At 68.9% G+C, this 19,931-nt stretch carries 19 protein-coding genes and 1 pseudogene; 10 read left to right on the top strand and 10 right to left on the bottom strand.

What is annotated here, in order from left to right; translation table 11 throughout:
• Positions 1 to 25 precede the first annotated feature (25 nt).
• Together EKG36_RS15850 and EKG36_RS15845 are read right to left on the bottom strand one after the other, a co-directional pair.
• Positions 26 to 865: a fructosamine kinase family protein gene (locus EKG36_RS15850; protein ID WP_126485844.1), complete on the bottom strand. Its 840-nt coding sequence runs from the start codon at positions 863 to 865 to the stop codon at positions 26 to 28.
• 121 nt (positions 866 to 986) lie between these two features.
• Positions 987 to 1,493, bottom strand: a complete 507-nt coding sequence (locus tag EKG36_RS15845) for a fasciclin domain-containing protein (protein ID WP_126485842.1) — start codon at positions 1,491 to 1,493, stop codon at positions 987 to 989.
• Positions 1,494 to 1,711: 218 nt separating this feature from the next.
• On the opposite strand from EKG36_RS15845, the gene EKG36_RS15840 reads away from it, so the two are divergent.
• Positions 1,712 to 2,023, top strand: coding sequence for a YqfO family protein (locus EKG36_RS15840; protein WP_126485840.1), 312 nt, complete (start codon positions 1,712 to 1,714; stop codon positions 2,021 to 2,023).
• Between the two features lie 226 nt (positions 2,024 to 2,249).
• On the opposite strand, the gene EKG36_RS15835 is transcribed toward EKG36_RS15840, so the two are convergent.
• On the bottom strand, positions 2,250 to 3,068 hold the full coding sequence (locus EKG36_RS15835) for a TRAP transporter large permease subunit (RefSeq protein ID WP_126485838.1): 819 nt from the start codon (positions 3,066 to 3,068) through the stop codon (positions 2,250 to 2,252).
• 85 nt (positions 3,069 to 3,153) lie between these two features.
• Positions 3,154 to 3,711, bottom strand: coding sequence for an NUDIX hydrolase (locus tag EKG36_RS15830; RefSeq protein ID WP_126485836.1), 558 nt, complete (start codon positions 3,709 to 3,711; stop codon positions 3,154 to 3,156).
• Between the two features lie 93 nt (positions 3,712 to 3,804).
• On the opposite strand from EKG36_RS15830, the gene EKG36_RS15825 reads away from it, so the two are divergent.
• Genes EKG36_RS15825 through EKG36_RS15815 form a run of 3 tightly spaced genes read left to right on the top strand, consistent with a single transcriptional unit; the run spans position 3,805 to position 6,628 of the window.
• Positions 3,805 to 4,425 carry a CoA pyrophosphatase gene (locus tag EKG36_RS15825; protein WP_126485834.1) on the top strand — a complete coding sequence of 207 codons (621 nt, stop codon included), beginning with the start codon at positions 3,805 to 3,807 and terminating at the stop codon, positions 4,423 to 4,425.
• Complete coding sequence (locus EKG36_RS15820) at positions 4,422 to 5,084, top strand: 2OG-Fe(II) oxygenase (RefSeq protein ID WP_126485832.1); 663 nt, start codon at positions 4,422 to 4,424, stop codon at positions 5,082 to 5,084. Before EKG36_RS15825 ends, EKG36_RS15820 begins: the two co-directional genes overlap by 4 nt.
• Complete coding sequence (locus tag EKG36_RS15815) at positions 5,084 to 6,628, top strand: ATP-binding protein (RefSeq protein WP_126485830.1); 1,545 nt, start codon at positions 5,084 to 5,086, stop codon at positions 6,626 to 6,628. The genes EKG36_RS15820 and EKG36_RS15815 overlap by 1 nt, the downstream gene beginning before the upstream one ends.
• Positions 6,629 to 6,635: 7 nt before the next feature.
• Here the strand turns inward: EKG36_RS15815 and EKG36_RS15810 are convergent, their stop codons facing one another.
• Complete coding sequence (locus tag EKG36_RS15810) at positions 6,636 to 8,426, bottom strand: PHA/PHB synthase family protein (protein ID WP_126485828.1); 1,791 nt, start codon at positions 8,424 to 8,426, stop codon at positions 6,636 to 6,638.
• Positions 8,427 to 8,603: 177 nt separating this feature from the next.
• Between EKG36_RS15810 and EKG36_RS15805 the strand changes: the two genes are divergently transcribed.
• The gene (locus EKG36_RS15805; RefSeq protein ID WP_126485826.1) at positions 8,604 to 9,230 is read left to right on the top strand and encodes a response regulator transcription factor; all 627 of its coding nucleotides are present in this window, start codon (positions 8,604 to 8,606) and stop codon (positions 9,228 to 9,230) included.
• A gap of 11 nt (positions 9,231 to 9,241) precedes the next feature.
• Here the strand turns inward: EKG36_RS15805 and EKG36_RS15800 are convergent, their stop codons facing one another.
• From EKG36_RS15800 to EKG36_RS15790, 3 genes are read right to left on the bottom strand one after another with little or no spacing between them, the layout of a single operon-like run.
• Positions 9,242 to 9,643 carry an OmpA family protein gene (locus EKG36_RS15800; protein ID WP_246007536.1) on the bottom strand — a complete coding sequence of 134 codons (402 nt, stop codon included), beginning with the start codon at positions 9,641 to 9,643 and terminating at the stop codon, positions 9,242 to 9,244.
• Positions 9,644 to 9,673: 30 nt separating this feature from the next.
• Positions 9,674 to 10,474, bottom strand: a complete 801-nt coding sequence (locus EKG36_RS15795) for a hypothetical protein (RefSeq protein WP_126485823.1) — start codon at positions 10,472 to 10,474, stop codon at positions 9,674 to 9,676.
• The gene (locus tag EKG36_RS15790; RefSeq protein WP_126485821.1) at positions 10,471 to 10,695 is read right to left on the bottom strand and encodes a hypothetical protein; all 225 of its coding nucleotides are present in this window, start codon (positions 10,693 to 10,695) and stop codon (positions 10,471 to 10,473) included. Before EKG36_RS15790 ends, EKG36_RS15795 begins: the two co-directional genes overlap by 4 nt.
• Before the next feature lie 123 nt (positions 10,696 to 10,818).
• Here EKG36_RS15790 and EKG36_RS15785 point away from each other — a divergent pair, with 123 nt between their 5' ends.
• Positions 10,819 to 11,319 (top strand): nucleoside deaminase, encoded by a 501-nt coding sequence (locus EKG36_RS15785; RefSeq protein WP_126485819.1) that lies wholly within the window; start codon positions 10,819 to 10,821, stop codon positions 11,317 to 11,319.
• Here EKG36_RS15785 and EKG36_RS20510 read toward each other — a convergent pair.
• Complete coding sequence (locus EKG36_RS20510; RefSeq protein ID WP_185827576.1) at positions 11,222 to 13,933, bottom strand: hypothetical protein; 2,712 nt, start codon at positions 13,931 to 13,933, stop codon at positions 11,222 to 11,224. The genes EKG36_RS15785 and EKG36_RS20510 overlap by 98 nt on opposite strands.
• 4 nt (positions 13,934 to 13,937) lie before the next feature.
• Positions 13,938 to 15,209: a hypothetical protein gene (locus tag EKG36_RS15770; protein ID WP_126485817.1), complete on the bottom strand. Its 1,272-nt coding sequence runs from the start codon at positions 15,207 to 15,209 to the stop codon at positions 13,938 to 13,940.
• A gap of 169 nt (positions 15,210 to 15,378) precedes the next feature.
• On the opposite strand from EKG36_RS15770, the pseudogene EKG36_RS21115 reads away from it, so the two are divergent.
• The 4 genes and pseudogenes from EKG36_RS21115 to EKG36_RS15750 form a co-directional block, all read left to right on the top strand.
• Positions 15,379 to 16,686 (top strand): annotated as a pseudogene (locus EKG36_RS21115) (peroxidase family protein); the annotation flags it as partial.
• A gap of 34 nt (positions 16,687 to 16,720) precedes the next feature.
• The gene (locus EKG36_RS15760; RefSeq protein ID WP_221766098.1) at positions 16,721 to 18,376 is read left to right on the top strand and encodes a peroxidase family protein; all 1,656 of its coding nucleotides are present in this window, start codon (positions 16,721 to 16,723) and stop codon (positions 18,374 to 18,376) included.
• Positions 18,357 to 19,475: a catalase family protein gene (locus EKG36_RS15755; RefSeq protein ID WP_126485813.1), complete on the top strand. Its 1,119-nt coding sequence runs from the start codon at positions 18,357 to 18,359 to the stop codon at positions 19,473 to 19,475. The genes EKG36_RS15760 and EKG36_RS15755 overlap by 20 nt, the downstream gene beginning before the upstream one ends.
• Positions 19,472 to 19,927 (top strand): hypothetical protein, encoded by a 456-nt coding sequence (locus EKG36_RS15750; RefSeq protein WP_126485812.1) that lies wholly within the window; start codon positions 19,472 to 19,474, stop codon positions 19,925 to 19,927. The genes EKG36_RS15755 and EKG36_RS15750 overlap by 4 nt, the downstream gene beginning before the upstream one ends.
• The last annotated feature ends 4 nt before the right edge of the window (positions 19,928 to 19,931 follow it).

Genomic DNA, 19,931 nt, shown 5'->3' with positions numbered 1-19,931 from the left:
TCGCCAGCGCTTCTCCACCAATGCGTCAGTCGAAGGTCAGCCTCCCCAGAGTGCGCTCCAGGGCCCCGCGATAGCCGGCCCCGAACAGCAGCAGGTGGTTGAGCAGCGGATAGAGCTGGAACAGGGCCTCGCGCCGAGGCCAGTCGTCCGGGCCCGCACCGTTCCAGTAGGCCTCGAAGAAGGCCGCGGACGGAGCGCCGAAGAGGGTCAGCATGGCCAGGTCCACCTCGGGATAGTGGCGATAGATCGCCGGGTCGATGAGTGCCGGCCCCCGCTCGGTATAGAGGACGTTGCCGGACCAGAGATCACCATGGACCAGGCTCGCCGGCGCATCCGGCCACCAGGCCTCCAGGCCCTCTGCCAGGGCCTCCAGGCGGGCTCGCAAGCGCCGATCCAGCAACCCCCGATCATGGCAGGCCCGGGTCAGCGGCAGGAGCCGGCGCTCTCGCTGGAAGGCGCGACCATCGGCGAGGGGCGCGTTGGGCTGGGGCGTGGCGCCGCAGGCATTGTCCCGATGCCAGCCATGGGGCCCGCCGCTCGCCGCGTGGAGCTCACGCAGCCCCTCGCCCAGCGCCACCTCGTCTCCCGGTGCCCGCCGGCAGGGCGCCAGGGCCTCCATCACCAGCCACTCCCCCTCCTGGCCCAGCACCTCGGGCACCACCAGCCGGGTCGCAGCCTCGCGCAACACCGTCAACCCCTCCGCTTCTCCGGCCAGGCGGTCGGGAGCATCCCGTTTGATCACCACCGCCCCCTGGTCGGTGTCCAGCCGGAACACCGCGGCGATGTCGCCGCCCGCCAGGCCAGCTGGCTCGCCATAGGGCGTCAGGCCGATATGCCCCAGCAGTCCTTCGAGTTCCTGGTGCATGCGTTCCCTCCCCTGCAGCGATGCCCCACAGCCTCAGCCGACACCCTCTGACTTGTCAAAAAAAGCCGCCCGGAGGGCGGCAAGGGGGTTGCACGAGACAACCGCAGGGGACGATAAGCCATCATTCGGGCATCAGTACGCTGTCGATCACATGGATGACCCCGTTGCTGGCCTCGATGTCGGCCTGGATAACGGTGGCATCGTCGACCATCACCTGGCCATCCATGGTCGTGATGGTGAGATCCTGGCTCTGTACCGTAGTGGCACTGTCGGCAGCCATGGCGTCCTCGGCCATGATTTCGCCGGGCACCACGTGGTAGGTGAGGATGGATTGCAGGGTCTCCTTGTTCTCGGGCTTGAGCAGGTCCTCGAGGGTACCGTCAGGCAGGGCCGCGAAGGCATCGTCGGTGGGCGCGAAGACGGTGAAGGGCCCCTCGCCCTTGAGGGTGTCGACCAGGTCCGCGGCCTGGACGGCCGCGACCAGGGTCTCGAACTGACCAGCCGCTGCCGCGGTGTCGACGATGTCCTTGGCCATACCATGGCTGTCGGCCTGCACGCTGCCGGCCAGCATCAGGCCCAGCATGCCGGCACCGATCCATTGCGGGGCGTGGGTGATGATCGCTTTCATGTTGACTCACTCCTATGGAATACCGCCTGCGCGTGGCGGGCGCTCGGCGTGGCACTTGCCGGGCGGCCAGACCGCTGCCGCCTTGCCTGTACAGAATCTATGTCATGTATAATTTTTGGACAAGAATTATTTTTCTCGACCTGCCACCCACCCTCCTGGCTGACGTCGCTCCCTTGTTGTGGCACAACGAGAGAACATCCCCAGCCAGGAGCATCACCATGTACAAGCTTGCGTTCTTCGTGCCCGCCGACGATGCCGAGCGGGTGAAGGAAGCCGTCTTTGCCACAGGCGCCGGACGCATCGGCGACTACGAGGCCTGCTGCTTCCAGACACCCGGCACCGGCCAGTTTCGGCCGCTGACCGGCGCCCAGCCGCACATCGGTCGGGTCGGCAAGTTGGAGACGGTGGCGGAGCTCAAGGTCGAGCTGGTCTGCGAGGATGCCTTGATCCGCGAGGCAGTGGCGGCCCTCAAGCTGGCCCATCCCTACGAGGAGCCGGCCTATGACATCTGGCAACTGGCGGACATGTAACCGAGAACGCCACGGGCCCAGAAAGCCGTGGCGTCGCATGGAGTACCCGGTGAGCCCCCTGCCCGGAGATTCGGGTACGTCGGGGCATGTGCTGATTCATGTCATGAGCGAAGACAGATTGGCCGTCGCCGAAGCGCAGCAACCGGAGTGGACACGCCAGTCAATGAGGATTGCGAGCATCGCCGACGGCCAAGATATCGAGCGCAGTAATGAATCAGTGCGTCCCCTAGATGAAGCCCAGCAGGCGCGGCAGCCACAGTGAAAGCTCGGGCATGAAGGTGGTAATCAGCATCACCGGGATGCCCACGAAGGCGATCAGCTGCAGGGCCGGCGAGAAGGTCTTGTGGATCGACACCCGGCCGATCCGGCAGGCCATGTAGAGAATCGGTGCCACTGGGGGACTGTTGGCCCCGATCACCACCGAGCAGGCGACGATGGCGCCGAAGTGCACGGGGTGGACGCCGGTGTCGACCATCAGCGGCAGGAAGAGTGGTGCCACCACCATCGTCACCGAGACGTCGTCGAGAATGGCCCCGGCCAGCACCAGGAAGAGATTCACCGCGATCAGGATCAGCAGCGGATTCTGGATCAGGGTGGTGATCATCTCGGTGAGGTCCTGGGGTACTCGCTCGAAGGCCAGGATACGGCCGATCATGAAGGAGAACAGCAGGATGAGAATGATCGAGCCAGTGGTCTCCGCAGCGGCGATCTCGCTGCGCGAGAAGTGCTTGAAGGATTGATCGCGGTACACCAGAAAGCCGATGACGATGGCCGCAAAGGCCGCGACGGCCGCCGCCTCGGTGGGCGTGAAGACACCGCCGTAGATACCGCCGAGGATGATGAATGGCAGGCTCAGCGCCGGCAGCGCCTGCCAGGTGACCCGGGCCTTGGAGGGCGCCTGGCCGGACGACTGCGCCACACCGGCCACCTCCTGGAAGAGCCGGCCCGCGGCCAGGCGGTTGACCAGGATCAGCCCGAGGATCAGCAGCAGCGGCGGGGCCACCGTGGCCGCAAACAGCGCCGCCACCGACTGCCGGGTCACCACGGCGTTGAGATAGTGCTTCGGCCCCGAGCCCCTTGGTGGCGGGACTCACACTCATAACGCGGACGCAGCATGCGGTACCGAGGCCTCAGGCCGAGCCGAAGTAGCGCTCGCGGTCTTCCGGGGTGATATCGCTGATGTGCAGCGGGTAGTCGCCGCTGGCGCGATCGGCAAAGAACTGGCGCAGGGTGCGCTCGATGGTGGGGAAGGCAAGCGCATCCCAGGGCACCTCGTGCTCCTCGAACAGCGCGACCTCGAGGCTTTCCGGGCCGGCTCCGAAGTCGCCGGCAAGGTCGGCGCGAAAGATCATGAAGACCTGGTTGATGTGCGGCAGGTTGATCAGGGTGTAGAGATCATGGATCGCCACGTCGGCCAGGGCCTCCTCGCGAGTCTCCCGCGCCGCCGCCTCCACGGTGGTCTCGGCGTTCTCCATGAACCCTGCCGGCAGGGTCCAGAAACCCTTGCGCGGCGCGATCGCGCGACGGCACAACAGCACCCGGGAACCGAGGATCGGCAGGGTACCGGCGACGATGCGCGGGTTCTGGTAATGGATGGTGCCGCAGGCCGCGCAGAGATACCGCGGTCGATCGTCGCCGTCCGGAATCGCGAAGCTGACCGGCTGGCCGCAATGGCTGCAGAAGTTCATGTGGCTCCCTGACAGGCTGGCGACAGGCCATGGCCCGGACTTGACGCCGCTCGCGGCGACTGGGTAAATGGGATGAAACCCGACGGAAGCACCATGTTAGAGAAACTTCGCGAGCGCCTGCAAGCGCATGCGCCCCGGCGGCTGCGAGCCGACCTGCCCCAGGCGGCCGTGCTGATCCCCCTGGTGGCGCGCCCCGAGCCGACGCTGCTCTTCACCCGCCGCGCCGCCCATCTCTCCACCCACAGCGGCCAGGTGGCCTTTCCCGGCGGCAAGCGCGAGGAGCAGGATGACGACCTGCTGGCCACCGCCCTGCGCGAATCCGAGGAGGAGATCGCCCTGCCCCCGTCTCGGGTCGAGGTACTTGGTCGGCTTTCCGACCTGCTCTCGCTGCATGGACTGAAGGTCACGCCCTATGTCGGCGTGATCCCGCCCGACCTGCCGCTGGTCCCGGACCACCGCGAGCTGGACGCCATCTTCGAGGTCCCGGTGGCGCACTTCCTCGAGGATCATCGCACCCACACCGACGTGATCCGCGTCGAGGGGCGGGACTACTATGTGCCCAGCTACCGTCGCGACGACCATGTCATCTGGGGCCTGTCCTCGATGATGCTGGTGGAACTGCTGGCTGAGGGCTGGGGGATGCCGATCAGCCTCTTCGCCCGCCCGTCCGGCGAGTTGCACCACCATCCCGAACGCCGGCTGCTCGATCGATGAAGGAAAGCGTCTCCCCTGCCCTGCTGCCACAGGCCCGCCTGGCCGACTTGGTCGATGCCCTGGTCGACCGGAGCTGGTACGTTGGCGAGGGCTTCCTGCCCGAGGCCCTGCACCGGCCACTGTTCGACGAGCTCGCCGACATGGCCCGTCGCGACGCCCTGGAAGCCGCCGGCATCGGCCGTGGCCAGACCCACCACCTGCGTCGCGACGTGCGCGGTGACGCCATCCGCTGGCTCGACCGCGAGAGCCTGGCCCAGCGCCGCTACCTGGAGGCCATGGGCGAGCTGCAGCAGGCGCTGAACCAGGCCCTGTTCCTGGGCCTGTTCGAGTACGAGGCCCATTTCGCCCAGTACCCGCCGGGCGCCTTCTACCGGCGCCACCTGGACAGCTTCCGCGGCCGGGCCAACCGAGTGGTCTCCACCGTCGGCTACCTCAACCCCGACTGGCCGGAGGATGGTGGCGGCGAGATGGTGATCTTCGCCCCCGACGACCCGGCGCGCGAGGTCGCCCGGGTGCGTCCCGAGGCCGGCACCTTCGCCTGCTTTCTCTCCGACAGCGTGCCCCATGAGGTCCTGCCGACCCGGTGGCCCCGGGCCAGCATTGCCGGCTGGTTCCGGCGCAATGCCTCCCTCGGCGGCGTGGTGGATCCGGCCCATTGATGGCCGATGACCGGATCCGCCGGCTCGAGGCGCGCGTGGCAGCGCTCGAGGCGCGCAATGTCGAGCTCGAGGTCCAGAATGCGGCCCTCGACGCGGAGAAGCGTCACTACCGCTGGCTGGCGGAGAGCACCACCGACCTGATTTCGCGCCACGCCCGGGACGGCACCTTCCTCTATGCCTCCCGGGCCGCCCGAGACCTGCTCGGCTACGCCCCCGAGGCGCTGATCGGTGTCTGCGCCTACGAGCTCTTCCACCCGGCCGACCTCGCCGACCTGCTCAACAAGTCGCCCCGGGTCTATCACCGCGACGGCTTCTACCAGTACACCTATCGCTTTCGCTCCCGGGACGGCCACTACGTCTGGTTCGAGACCACCAGTCGCACCCGTCGCGACCCCGAGACAGGCGAGCTGCTGGATATCCTCTGCGTGTCACGCGACGTGGGACGACGCCTGCGGGCGGAGGCCAATCGGGAGCGCCTGGCCCGGGTGGTCGAATCGACCACCGACTACGTGCTCTTCGCCGACGACAACGAGCAGCTGTTCTACTCCAACGAGGCCGCCAGACGACGGCTCGTTCTGCCCACCGGCGACGGCGGGGCCAGCCTCGCCGATGCCTATACCGCGGCCTCGCTGGGGGAACTACGGGATATCGTGCTGCCCGCCGTGGCCCGCTATGGCTCCTGGAGCGGCGAGCTGGCAATGCGCGGCCGTGGGGGAACGCTGCCGGTGCTCAGCGTGGTGCTGGCCCACCGGGGCCCCGGCGCCGAGCCCGGCCACCTGTCGTTGCTCAACCGCGATATCGGCCTGCGCAAGGCCGCCGAGGCCCAGGCCCGTCGGCATCAGGCACAGATCGCGCACGCCAACCGCCTGGCCACCACCGGCGAGCTGGCCTCCAACATCGCCCACGAGCTCAACCAGCCTCTGGGGGCCATCGCCAACTATGCCAGCGGTGCGTTGATGAAGCTGCGCTCCGCGCCGGCAGCGCCAGCAAACGAGCTGGCCGTCCCGCTCGAGCGCATCAATGACCAGGTGGCGGGACTCGCCGAGCGGCTGCGTCATATTCGCGCCTATGTGCGCAAGGGTCGCACGCACTGTCGCCCCATGGCCTTTGCCGAGGTGGTGACGGGCGCCCTGCAGCTTTGCGAATGGCAGTTCCGCCAGGCCGGCGTGCGCCTGGAACGCGCCCTGCCCGCCGATCTCCCGGCGGTCCAGGCGGATCCCATCGCCGTGGAGCAAGTGCTGGTCAATCTCCTGCTCAATGCCCTGGAAGCCAGCCGCGAACAGCCCGGCGCCGACCGGGTAAGGGTCAGCGCCGAGAGAGTTTCGCCGCGCGAACTGGTGTTCCGGGTCAGTGACCGGGGAGCGGGCATCCCCGCGACGATGCGGGCCGAGCTCTTCGCCCCCTTTAACACCACCAAGCCCGAGGGCCTGGGCATGGGACTGGCCATCGCCCACTCGCTGATGGAGGCCATGGGCGGCCGCCTGTGCCTCGAGGAGACCACCGCCGGCGCCAGCTTTGCCGGTACACTGCGCCTCGCCGACTGAACCCGGCTCAGGACATCTCCACATAGCGGCCGGGGGCATCCATCAGGGGCGGGTAACGCTTGCCCCCCATCGGCGGCGGCGCCACGTCCCCGGAGGAACGTTCGGTCAGCCAGTCGTGCCATGCTGGCCACCAGGAGCCTTCCTGGGTCATCGCCGTCTGTTGCCAGCGATCCGGATCGAGATAGTGATCGCTGGCCTTCAGCGTGTGCTGCTGGAAGTGCCGCCCCTCATGCCCCGGCTCGCTGATGATGCCGGCGTTGTGGCCACCATTGGTCAGCAGGAAGGTCACCTCGTCGGCATCGGCGAGCAGATGAAGCTTGTACACCGAGCGCCAGGGCGCCACGTGATCGCCGGTGGTGGCCACGGCGCAGATCGGTGCGCGAATGTCGCTGATCGCTATCGGATGGCCGCCCACTACATAGCGGCCGCTGGCCAGGTCGTTATCGAGGAAGAGCCGGCGCAGGTATTCGGAGTGCATGCGATAGGGCATGCGGGTGAGATCGGCGTTCCACGCCATCAGTGCGTTCATCGACTGGCGCCGGCCAAGCAGGTACTCGTGCACCAGCCGCGACCAGATCAGGTCGTTGGAGCGCAGGATCTGGAAGGCGCCAGCCATCTGGTAGCCGTCCAGATAGCCTTGATCCCACATCATGCTCTCCAGGTAGGCGACCTGACTCTCGCCGATGAACAGCATCAGCTCGCCGGCCTCGGTGAAGTCCACCTGAGTCGCCAGGGTGGTGAGAGTGGCGAGGCGGTCATCGCCGTCCCGCGCCATCGCCGCCGCGGCGATCGACAGCAGGGTGCCACCGAGGCAGTAGCCCACGCCATGCACCCGCTCACACCCGGTAACCTCGCCGATCACATCGAGAGCGGTCATCGGTCCCAACCGACGATAGTCCGCCATGCCCAGGTCGCGATCGTCGGAGTCCGGGTTGCGCCAGGAGATCATGAACACCGTGTGCCCCTGCCCGACCAGGTATTCCACCAGCGAAGCCCCGGGCTGCAGGTCGAGGATGTAGTACTTCATGATCCAGGCGGGGACGATCAGCACCGGCTCGGCCTGGACCCGATCGGTGACGGGGGCGTACTGGATCAGCTCCATCAGGTGATTGCGATACACCACCTTGCCGGGAGTAACAGCGAGTTCACGGCCCACGCGGTAGCCTTCCGCCCCCACCGGCGGCTTGCCGGATATCGCCCGCTCCCAATCCTCGGTCAGGTTTCGCCAGCCCTGGACGAGGTTCTGGCCGCCAGTGGCCAGCGTCACGGCGGTGACTTCCGGGTTCGTCCACGGCAGGTTGGACGGCGACCAGCGGTCCAGCCACTGGCGCACCACGAAGTTGATCGCCTGCTCGCGCGGCTCCGGCAAGCCGGGCACCTCGGTGGTGGCGTTGTGCCACCACTGCTGGGTCAGCAGGAAAGACTGGTACATCAGGCTATAGGGCCAGTGCTGCCAGGCTGCACTGCGGAAGCGACGGTCCTGCACCATGGGCTCGATGCAGGGCTCGCAGCCAGGATCGCTGGCCAGGCGCTGCAGGTAACGGGCCATCCGCCCGGTCTTGCGAATGGCCTTCTCGCCGAGCTGGAGTTGCTTGCCCGGTGCCAACGCCAGGTGCATCAGCCACTCGCCATAGAGGCTGGCGAGTCCCGCGGGGGAGATGCCCGCGGTCCAGCGTGCCAGGTTGGCGTTGAAGGCACGATCCAGCGTCTGGGCCGCTCGGCTGTCGGATCCGGAACGCTGCGTCTCGGCCGAACCACCCTGCCCGGCGTCGCCCGCCTGCTCGGGAAAATACCGCATCATCTATCACCTCCCAGTCGTCTCGTCGGTCGCCGGTGACGGCCGCCTTTCACAGGCTAGGAGCCTGTCGGACTTGGCGCTAATCTGCTGTGCCTTCCGGTTGCGTGGCCGAAGACGGCGCCAGGAGGTACACTGCTGCTGCGCCCCGTACCGCCTTGCCATCACCGGAGTCCCCGTGTGACCGAGTCCCCCCGCATCGCCGTCGTCGACGACAACGAGGCCCTGCGCGAATCCCTCAGCTGGCTGCTCGAATCGGTGGGCTTGAGCCCCCAGCCCTACGCGGATGGCGAGGCCTTTCTCGCCGCCGGGCCCGAGGCCCATGACCTGGTCCTGCTCGACGTGCGCATGCCCGGCCTCTCGGGGCTGCAGGTCCAGCAGCGCCTGGGCGAGCGCGGCGACGATGCCCCGGTAATCTTCATGACGGGCCACGGCGACGTACCCATGGCGGTCACCGCCCTGAAGGCCGGCGCCTTCGACTTCATCGAGAAGCCCTTCAACCATCAGCAGCTCATCGACCTGGTCCAGCAGGCCCTGACCGAGTACCAGCGACGTCGCCACGAGCGCGCCCGTCGCGAGGCCCTTCAAGCCCGGTTCGACGCCCTGCGCCCCAAGGAGCGCCAGATCCTGGTCCATGTGGCGGAAGGCATGACCAGTCGGGAGATCGCCGCACATCTGGCGATCAGCGCCAAGACCGTGGAAATCTACCGGTTGAGGGCCATGAAGGCGCTCGGTGCCGCCAACCTCGCGGAACTGGTGCGCATGGTCACGGCTCTGGGATTGGTACCGCCGCTGCCGGACGCCTGAGCTGCTTGGGCTCAGCCAACGGACAGCTCCCTGAACCCGATGGTGCCTCGGGGTGCGTCCGACTCGCCGAGGTCGATGGCGATCTCCACGCGCCGGTTCCGGGCACGCCCCTCGGCGGATCGGTTATCGGCCAGCGGGCGGGTATCGGCGAAGCCTCGCACCACCAGACGCTGTAGCTCCAGGCCGGAATCCGACAGCAGAACCTTGGCCACCGACGAGGCCCGGACCGCCGAAAGGTCCCAGTTGCTGGCGTAACGGCTGCCGCTGATGGGAACATCGTCGGTGTGACCATCGACCTCGATGATCCCCGGGACATCTTCCAGCACCCGCGATATGTCCTGCAGGAGCGCGGCGAAGGGCAATAGCACCCGGGCGGCCCCGGACGGGAAGGTGCTCTTCTCCTGGAATCGCATCACGAATTAGAAACAAAGGTATGATACCGATCAAGCCCGCGGATCACCGGGCAGGTAGTGGCCGGTGGCCAGCCGATAGGCCTCGGAGGTGCGAGGTCCCGGCACCCCATCCACCCCGACGAACAGGCTCGGGAAGGTGTTCAACCAGCGCTGCAGGGCCTCCACCCGGGACAGGCTCTCGGCCTGCGAGGGACGCCGCATCGAGTAACGCGGCACCAAGGGCGTCACCGGTCCCCGACGATGCTGCTCGGGGAAGGCCGCCTCTCCTAGCTCGGCCAGGCGCCGCAGGATCACCGCCGCCCCTGGTTGACGGGCGACGGCGGTATCCGACCAACGGCCATCGCTCACGTACTTGCCGCGGTCATAGTGGGTAGAGAAACTCCACAGGTAGGGCGAAAGCACTTCCGGGTGGAAGCGCCGATATCCCCAGCCGTTGTACTTCTCGAACTGGTAGAGCTGCCCGGCCAGGCTCCAGTCGCTGTGCCGATTGAGCCGTTTCATGGCCAGGGCATCCACGGCGCTGTCTTCCCAGCGGAAGGGCGGCGAGCCACGCCGTGGTCGACCGACGGGCACATGCACGGTGCGGTCGGTGAGCGGGTCGCCGTTGTGCAGGTGACGACCGAAGTCGCCACTGGTCTCCATCTGGTGGACGAGTCCCACGAACACCCAGGGCACGCCTTGGCGTTCACCGACCTCCCGGTAGCGGTCACGATGCTCGATCAATCGCTCGGCGGCCTGCTCGACGCCGCGGGCACGTTCCGGACGGATGTCACAAGTCTCGAAGAGCCGCTCATACTCTTCGCGCAGTACTGGGGTCAGGGGGATGCTCATCGGCGCTCCTTGAGAATGGTCAGCCGCCGGGCGAGGACGAACACCTCCTCGGGCAACCGCCGACCGCCATGGACGTAGAAGAAAACCTGGCGATGCGCCTCCTCGGCGCGGCGCCGGGGACAGCACTTGCTATCGAGTGCCTCGTGGACGTCGCGACCCCGCCGCTCGCAGGAGAACACCGCGCCCGGGATCGGCCCGGTCGCTGCCCTTGAAGCTAGCACAGGTCACCGCCGATCGATCCGCACGCGACCGGACACGGACAGCTGCGCTCGGCGACACTCCCCGGGCACCATGCCGAGGGGGTAGACTGCCCGGACACCGGTCATTCTGGAGGAGACGGCACGATGATTCGTGATGACGACATCCCCCATCTCGAACGCTGCGTGCAACTGGCCGAAGAGGCACTGGCGGCCGGCGATGAGCCCTTCGGCTCGCGGCTGGTGGACGCCGACGGCCGGGTACTGTTCGAGGACCGCAACCGCATCGCTGACGGGGACGCGACCCGTCACCCCGAATGCGCCATCGCCCGCTGGGCCGCCGCGCACCTGAGCCCGGAGGAGCGCGCAGCAGCCACGGTCTACACCTCCGGCGAGCACTGTCCGATGTGTGCCGCCGCCCATGGCTGGGTCGGGCTGGGGCGCATCGTCTACGCCAGTTCCGCCGCACAGCTCGTCGACTGGCTGAGCGCCATGGGCGTCGCCCCGCCCCCGGTGGCGCCCTTGCCGATCCAGCGGGTCGTGCCCGGCGTCAGGGTGGACGGCCCCGTTCCGGGACTCGACCGGCGCGTCCATGGCCTGCATGCGCGTCTTCACTGCGCCGACGCGACGCCTCCGCGTCGGGAATGAAGTGGCTCTCGCCGTTGATGCGCTGTCGCACCCGGGAGGTCGCATAATAGATCTCCCGACGGGCTCGGTTCTGGTTGCCCAGCGGCCGGTGTTCGGGCAAGGCGTGCCAGGGATTGATGGTCAGCTCGCGGGCCAGGCGCTCGCGCTCCGGGGTGGCGAAGGCCTGCGCCGGAATGCGCAGGGTGGCCACCGGAATCTCCGGCGAGCTCCAGATCACCGAGGCATCCTCGATGGGCATGGTCACGGGGTCTTCCTGGCACTGGATACGCATCTCGAAGACCACCTCCGCGGACGAGGCGAGCGTGCGCTGCATGGCCTCCCGCAGGTAGTCGTCCGGCGCCGGCAGTGGCACGGGGGAGCGCTCTGCCAGCATCGGCACGAACCGATACTTGATCGCCCGGCCCTCGCCGAAGAGGTAGGGCACGCAGCTCCAGTAGTCGGTCTCGAAGGGACTGCCGTGGGCCTTGGCATAGAGGGCCTGCAACAGCATGTCCCGGTAGTGGGAGTCGAAGGGGTTGAGGAAGTACCACACCGGCATCTCCGCGCCGATCAGGCGCTGCAGCTTGGCATTCTCGTAGACATCGGGCGTGGTGAAGGTGGGGGCACTGATCGCCGAGAAGTCCTGGGTGTGGGCCTCGTCGTCGAGCAGCGTCTCCCCCGGCACGCCGGTCACCTTGACCCCCAGGCTCAGCACGCCGTTGTTGCGGATGTCCGGCGTGACCCGCGGCCCGGGGCCACCGAAGCGCACCCAGGCATGGTAGCGGCCCGGCGCCGCGAACAGGCCGCAGCGCAAGGCCGGCGGCAGCGCCAGCACCTCGAACTCAGCCTCGAGCAGGCCATAGGTCTTGGTGTTGCCGGCCCGCTCGGCGGTGCCATGCCGGTAGGTGTGCAGCAGGAAGGCGCTCATCCGCTCGGTGATGCGCCGGGTGACCTCGGCCTCCTCGGGCAGGATCCGCTCCTCGGCGATGGCCAGGTCGGCGTCGATGCCCAGGCGTTGCCGGCGCCGACGGATCCTGCTCTGCAGCCAGTCGGTGGCCGGCTTCTGGACAAGGCGGTCGAGGCCGTTGCGCAGCGTCGTGCAGCGCCGCGTCAGCACGATGCCCTGCTGTACCGCCCGGTTGAAGCCCCGCCCGGCGCGTAGCCACCAGGTATCCGGGAGCAGGGTGGCAGGGGCCGCGGGGGCGCTGGTCCGGGTCGTCAGGCCCGGGGGCGGCGCGGCGAGGTAGCGCAGGGCCCGGCGGCCCGGCAGGAAGAAATAGGCGCCACCGCGCACCTGGACGAAACGCGGCAGGCCGTGATGGCGTCGACGCACCGGCGCGTCGGGCACGGTGAAGGTCTCGCGCGCCGCGCCGCGCGGGCCGATCAGCGGATCGGTGTCAGCGTGCAGGCCGGCGAAGTTGGCGTTGTTGACCCAGGTCTGCTGGACGAACTCGAACTGGCGACTGATATCGGCGTTGACGCAGAGGAACAGCAGCCCCCGCTCGACGCCGTCATCGCCGGCGGCCAGCAGGTCGTCCGGGGCCAGGCTCTCCGCCAGGGGCGGGCCATAGACCCGGCCACGGCGCAACAGCCGATGACGGCGGTTGATGGCCAGCGAGTCCTGGCTGCCGGGCTTGGGCGGCAGCATGTCGCGGGGGTTGGTGCGCCGCACATGGGCCCCCAGCGGACACTTCAGCCCCTCCGGGTCCTCGTGGTGATAGCCGAAGTCGTTGGCCTGCGTGGCCCCGCTCTCCCCCTCGGGGGCGCTGACCAGCGGCGTGCCGTCCGGCCAGCGCCCCACCATTTTCGCCGCCAGGGCACGGCGCGCCTCGCTGCCCGGAGCCTGGCCGTCGAGCCAGGACCAGAAGCCGTGAACGTCCTGGCTCAGCTGGCGGAACACCAGGTAGCTGCCGTTGCGCCCCAGGTCGCGGGCCTCGCCGTCGGCCACCTCGGGCAGCAGGTCGTTGGGGTCCTCGATGGGCGACACCAGGGGCCGGGCGGTGTACTGGCCGCGCTCGTTGGGGTAGCCGAGCACGAATTCCCCCGCCGCCACCCGGTGACGCGGATCCTGGCTGTTGCTGACCCCGGCCAGCTTGGGCTGGGAGATGCCGTCGCGAAAGCCGAAATGTTCCTTGGCACCCGGCAGGGGCCGGCTCTCCAGGGTCTCGCGCACGCGGATGTCGGCCGCCTCCAGGGCCTCGCGCTGCCGCGCGATCTGGGCCTCCAGGCTGCGCGGGGTCGCCGCGTAGACCATCAGCAGGGCGTGGATCGCCGGCGCCTCGGGCCCTCCCCAGCGCCAGCCGGCGGGAGCGCTTTCCTCGCAGTCGCCCAGCACCCGGCTGCGTCGGAGGGAGCCGGCGAGCCCCTCGCGGAACTCCCGGGAAAACCCCTTCAGGGCCTGCCAGGACAGCTCCAGGTGGGCCAGACCCGGCCAGCTGAAGGCCAGCTGCAGCCGCCCCTCATCCCTGACGGGCCGTCCCGCGTCGCCGGTGGCGACCCGTTGCGCCATCGTCCCCACCCACTCCCGGGCCGCCTCCGGCTCGCCGAAGTGCAGCATCAGGAAGGCGGCATGGGGCAGCTCCCCGTAACCACTGAGGACGATGCCCTGGATATCGTCGAATTCGAGACTGGACATGACATCAGAACCGTTGCAGCCAGGCTCGGCACCCGGCATCGCTCATGGCCCCCGAGAGCCCCGCCCGGATGGCCGCGTTGTTGGCCAGGTTGACCGCGGTCAGCCCGGCATAGGCCGGCGCCCGATACCACACCGCCGTGGGCACCTGATGGTCGCGGTAGTAGGCCTTGAAGGCCTGTTCGTCGGAGGCGCCACCGAACAGCAACCAGCGCGTGCGCGGCCAGCCCTGGCCGTTGCTGAACACCAGGTTCAGCCCGAAGGCGACGCGTTCGATGAAGTCGTCCTGGTAGCTCTCGGGACTACCGTCGAAGTTGCTGAAGAACACCACCCGCTCGCCCCGGTCGATGACCACCCAGCGGGCGAAGTGGATGGTATCGATCTCGGCGAGCTTGCCCCGGTAGAAGACATGGGAGACGGCGAACTGCAGCAGCCACAGCGCGACCCGCAGGATCCCCCGACGAAAGGGGCCCGCCTGGATGTGTCCCACCGCGGACAGCTGGTTGTGCACGCCGTGATCCTCGTCGGCCTCGAGGGCCCGCACCCGGGCATCCCGGGGGCGAAGGTTGTGGGGTGCATTGGCCATCTCGTGCAGGCGCAGCACCACCAGGGCCAGCAGGGTCAGGGGCAGCAGCAGCACGGCCAGGACCAGCCCCGCCAGGGCGACCGCTCCCAGCACCAGCCAGCCTCGCAGCCAGCGCCAGGGAGTCGGCCCCGCCGCCGGCGACAGCGCCTCGCGGAGGTCGTCGCGGCCGGCGACGAAGTCGATCAGCGCCTGGCGGACCTGGCGAGGCGAACGCCCCTGCCAGTCGCCGCCATCCAGGTGCTGCTGGAGGGCGGCGTGCAGACGGGCCTCGAGGCTCACCTGGGCCAGGCTGCGCCCCAGGGTATTGACGTAGAAGGCCCCCACCCGCTGGCGATGCACGGCCAGGTAGGCCCGCGTCGCCCCGTCATCGGCACCTGCGGGAAAGTCGGCGCAGTGGGCGAGCATCGCACGCAGGGGCGCTCCTCCCAGGGTGACGATGGCGTCCAGTGCCGCCATGGCGTCACCATCGAGGTTGGCGGTCAGCACCAGCTGGGCCGGATAGTGTCGCCCGCCGCGGCGGTGGGCCTCCGGCAGCAGCACCCAGCGGGCGAAATGCACTCCCTCCAGTTGGCCAAAGGGCAGGATGGGATTGTCGGCCGGATCGCGACGCAGGGTCGCCAGCGACTCCTCGAGGAGAGCCGCGTGGCCCGGGCGGACGGGCAGCACCAGGTTCAACGCCGACTGCGTGACCATCGCATCATCCTTGTCCCGGCATGCGGGTGAGGTGCCGAGCGAGACTGTGTCCTAGGCAGTCTAGCCATTCTTTGGCATGGCGGCGTAGGAAAAGCGTTGACTATACTTCTCATGCCTATCGCCGATCTGACAGGGAAGTGCCGGCCGGCACGCCGCGTTTCCCCATCCCATGGAGGTTTTCGGCATGCCGACCCTGCGACTGGGATCATCCCCTGCACGCCACCGGGCCTACCCTCTCCCCCTCGCCCTGCTGCTGGCCCTGTCTCCGACACCGCTGATGGCCGATGCCCCCCCGGCCCCCCACCCGGAGGCCGACCGTCCCTCCTGGCTCGATACCTGGGCCTCACTGCGGGCCTGCAAGCGCATGGTGGCCTCGGGCCTGCGCGACGTGCCCGACGACCGCGCCGACCGCTTCCTCGGCAAGGTCGAGGCGGACACCGCCCACTGCCGCGGCGGCCAGCGCGCCCTGGAAGCGCATCGCCTCGACCGGCCCTGGGTCGACTGGCAGAGCTACTGGGCCACCGGCGACGGCGCCTCGCGCAACGCCAACTATGACGACGGCTGGCTGCGCTCGCTGGTCGGCGGCCTCGGCGAGCGGGTCCACCTCAACCCCAACGACCGGGGAATCGACGGCGCCCTGATGGACCTGGAGTTCCAGCGGATCGAGCTGATCAAGTTCAACCTCTTCGACAACGCCACCTATCGCGAGTACGTGCAGGGTCGAGACGGCGCCCCCGGCACCACCCTGTCCCGCTGGGATGCCATGCGCCTGCCGCCGGACCACCCGGCCTACGCGGCGGTGGGCGGCGACGGCGAGCAGCTGTGCCAGGGCGAGCTGATCCGCCAGCGCACCCTGACCGGGATCTGCAACGACCTGCGCAACCCCCTGATGGGCGCCAGCGATACCCGCTTCGCCCGCAACGTGGAATTCGACGAGACCTTTCCCGCCGAGGGCCATACGGCCCTGACCCGGGTGCGGCACGGCGACCGGCTCGACCTGATGACCCCCGATCCCCAGCGCATCAGCCAACGGTTGTTCACCCGGGCGCAGTCGCGACCCGAGCTGTGCAACGAGGGCCGCGGCCTGGCCGGCCACGCCCCCGAGGCCCACTGCGACTATCGCAAGGCGCCCTTCTTCAACGTGCTGGCGGCCTTCTGGATCCAGTTCATGACCCATGACTGGTTCTCCCATCTGGAGGGGGGCGAGAACGATCGCTCGGGGCTTCGCTCGGCGGGCTGCAACCTGCCCGAGGCGCAGGCGGCGGCGCTGGGCTGCCGCCCGGGGGATGCCTTCCAGCGGAGCCTGGTGGCCCAGCGCGAGGCGCCGGAGACCTTCGAGCACCAGGGCCAGCGCTACCAGGCCCGCGCCCACCGCACCTTCGACAATACGGTGACCGCCTGGTGGGATGCCTCCCAGCTGTATGGCTACGACGCGACCAGCGTGCAGCGGGTCAAGCGCGACCCCGAGGACCCGGCCAGGCTGCTGCTGCCGCCCCTGCCCGGCCAGGCCGATGACGGCCAGGGCTACCTGCCCCGCTTCGCCCCCCCCCTGCGCCTCTGCCGATGCCCGAGACTGCGACCCTATCCACCCGGCCTGGTCGGGCCAGGCAGCCACCGCCTTCCCCGACAACTGGACGGTGGGCGTGGCCTTCTTCCACAACGTCTTCGCCCGGGAGCACAACGCCTTCGTCGAGGCCTTCCGCCGCCAGGCCGCCGCGACCCCCGACGCCGATTCCGGCCTGCGCGACCCCGCCGCGCCGGACGCGATGATCCGCTATGCCGAGGTCTCCGACGAGGAGCTGTTCCAGGCCGCACGCCTGGTGGTCTCGGCGATGATCGCCAAGATCCACACCATCGAGTGGACGACGCAGCTGCTCTACGACGAGCCGCTGTATCGCGGCATGAATGCCAACTGGAAGGGCCTCTTCCACGAGCACGGCCTGGTCGAGGAGGCCCTGGCCCGGGTCCTGGACCGCCTGCGCGCCTCCGACGACGACCGCCATGCCAACGCCTGGTACTCGGTGCTCGCGGCAGGCCCGGGCATCTTCGGCCTGGGCAGCGAGCGCTACGCGAACGCCTCGGTCTTCTCCTCCCTCGGCGGGAAGCGCCAGGACCTCTGGTCGCTGGCCAATCCCGACCATGTCAACGGCGGCACGAACCACTTCGGCTCGCCGTTCAACTTTCCCGAGGAGTTCGTCACCGTCTACCGGCTGCACCCGCTGGTGCCCGACCTGCTGGAACTCCGCGATCTTGCCGATCCCGACCGGATCCATGCCAAGGTCCCGGCCCTGGAGGGCTTTCGTGCCGGCGCCAGCGACCTGCTGCGCCAGGAAGGGCTGGCCGACTGGGCGCTGAGCATGGGGCGCCAGCGGCTGGGCCTGCTGACCCTGGGCAACCACGGCCGCTTCCTGCAGAACCTGGCCATGGGGCACCTGGGCTCCGAGACCGGCCGGCTCGACATCGCCGCCCTCGACATCATCCGCGACCGTGAGCGAGGCGTGCCCCGCTTCAACGAATTCCGCCGCCAGTACGGCCTGCGCCAGATGACCAGCTTCGACGACTTCATCGACACCACACTGCCGGCCGACCACCCCGAGCGCCAGCATCAGGAGACCATGGCCGCCAGGATGCGCGAGATCTACGGCCAACATGTCTGCGACGCCGACAAGGTCATCTCGCATGCCTATCGCGACGCCAACGGCGACTACCCGGATGATTGCCTGGGGCATCCCGACGGCACCCTGGTGGACAACGTGGAGGACCTGGACACGGTGGTCGGCTGGCTGGCCGAGCCGGTGCGCCCCCACGGCTATGCCATCTCCGAGACCCAGTTCGTGGTCTTCATCCTCAACGCCTCGCGGCGCCTGTTCAGCGACCGCTTCTTCACGTCCAGCTTCCGCCCCGAGTTCTACACCCGGCTGGGGCACGACTGGGTGATGAACAACGGCCCCGACGGCGTGATCATGGAAGACGGCGCCCCCAACGGCCATCACCAACCGGTGTCGCCGATGAAGCGCGTGCTGCAACGTACCGTACCGGCCCTCGCCACGGAGCTGGACCCGGTCGTCAACGTCTTCGACCCCTGGGCACGGGACCGGGGCACCTACTACTCCCTGGACTGGACCCCGCGCCCGGGGGCCGAGGCCGATGAAAGCTTCACGCCCTGACCGCGACCGCCGGGTCCTTCATGCGGGGCTGGCGCTGATGCTCGCCGGCCTCGCGGGCTGCGGTGACGCCGACCCGCCCCTGGTCATCGCCGAAGAGCGGGCCTCCCCCGCGGAGCCTCGCCTGGAGGCCGAGATGACCGAGTCGATCCTGGCCCACTACCGGCGGCAGCGCACCGCGCACCCCGAGCGGCCCATCCCCCGCTTCAACCAGCCCAAGACCCTGGCCTGCCCCGCGGCCATGCTGCGGGTGCCCGAGCTCCCCGAGCAGCTGGCCAGAGGGCTCTTCGCCCGGCCCGGCGAGTACCCCGCCACCCTGCGCTTCGCCAACGCCACCCGCCAGGATGACCGGGAGCCGGACCTGCGCGGGCTGTCGATCCGCGTGGAGGACGTGCCCGGCGCCAGCGGCGTCGACGGCACCCCGGGCCGCCAGGACTTCCTGCTCAACAGCCATCCGGTGCTGTTCGCCGGCACGCCCGAGGACTTCCATGCCTTTGTCGAGGCGGTCACCGGCGAGCGGATGTGGTGGTACTTCCTGACACATCCCCGCTCGCTGTGGATCGCCTGGCGGGCGCGCGGCCAGCCCAACAGCCTGCTCAACATGACGTTCTGGAGCACCACCCCCTACCGCTACGGCAAGGGCGAGGCGGTGAAGTACGCGGTGCGCCCCTGTGACGACGACACGTCACCGGCCGAGGCGCCGGCCGGGGACGGCGATCCCGACTTCCTGCGTCATGCCATGGCCGAGCGGCTGAGCGAGGGCAGCGCCTGCCTGGCGCTGCAGGTGCAGTTCCAGCAGGACCCCGAGCGGATGCCCATCGAGGATGCCTCAGTGGCCTGGGACGAGACCCGCTCCCCCTTCCATACCGTGGCGCGCCTGACCCTGCCGGCCCAGCGGGTGGAGGACCCGGCGGCGCTATCGCGCTGCGAGGGCATGGCCTTCAATCCCTGGAACGGCCACCCCGATCACCGCCCGCTAGGCGGCATCAATCGTGTGAGACGCGGCATCTACGAGGCGGTGGGTGCGCTGCGAACCGAACATCATGCTTCGCTGGTATCCCCCGGCGAGGCAGGCCGACACCCAACGGGAGGTTCCCCATGAGCGCAACGGTGCAGCACTGGCTGAGCATGAGCCGCGACGAGCTCGACTCCCTCTACCGCCGGGGGTCGCCGGGCGAGATACCCCAGGGCGATACCCGCGGCACGCCCATCGTCGCCGGCACGCCGCTGGCCAAGGCCTTCGCCAGCTTTGCCCGACTGTTCGCCTGGCAGGGCAAGGTCTTCGACATGTTCGCCGAGGACGGCTCCGCCGGCGTGCTGGTCAACAAGGTCTCGCCGTTCGGGCTGGGCTTCATCGTCGCCAAGGTCTACCGCGCCCCCAGCTGGATGGACGGCGAGCCGACCATCGTCATCGATTATTCAAGGACCTCGTTCTTCTTCCGCGCCGTGCGCGACGAGATCCGCGAGATCGAGCCAGGGGTCTACCTGGGCAAGGTGTGGCTGGGCAAGCGCCGCATCCTGGACTTCGCCCTGGAGCTGCCGACGGGCGACTAGGGCT

Origin of the sequence: Halomonas nitroreducens (assembly GCF_003966155.1) — a bacterium.
Lineage (GTDB): Bacteria > Pseudomonadota > Gammaproteobacteria > Pseudomonadales > Halomonadaceae > Halomonas > Halomonas nitroreducens.
This window is presented reverse-complemented; position numbering and strand designations above follow the sequence as displayed.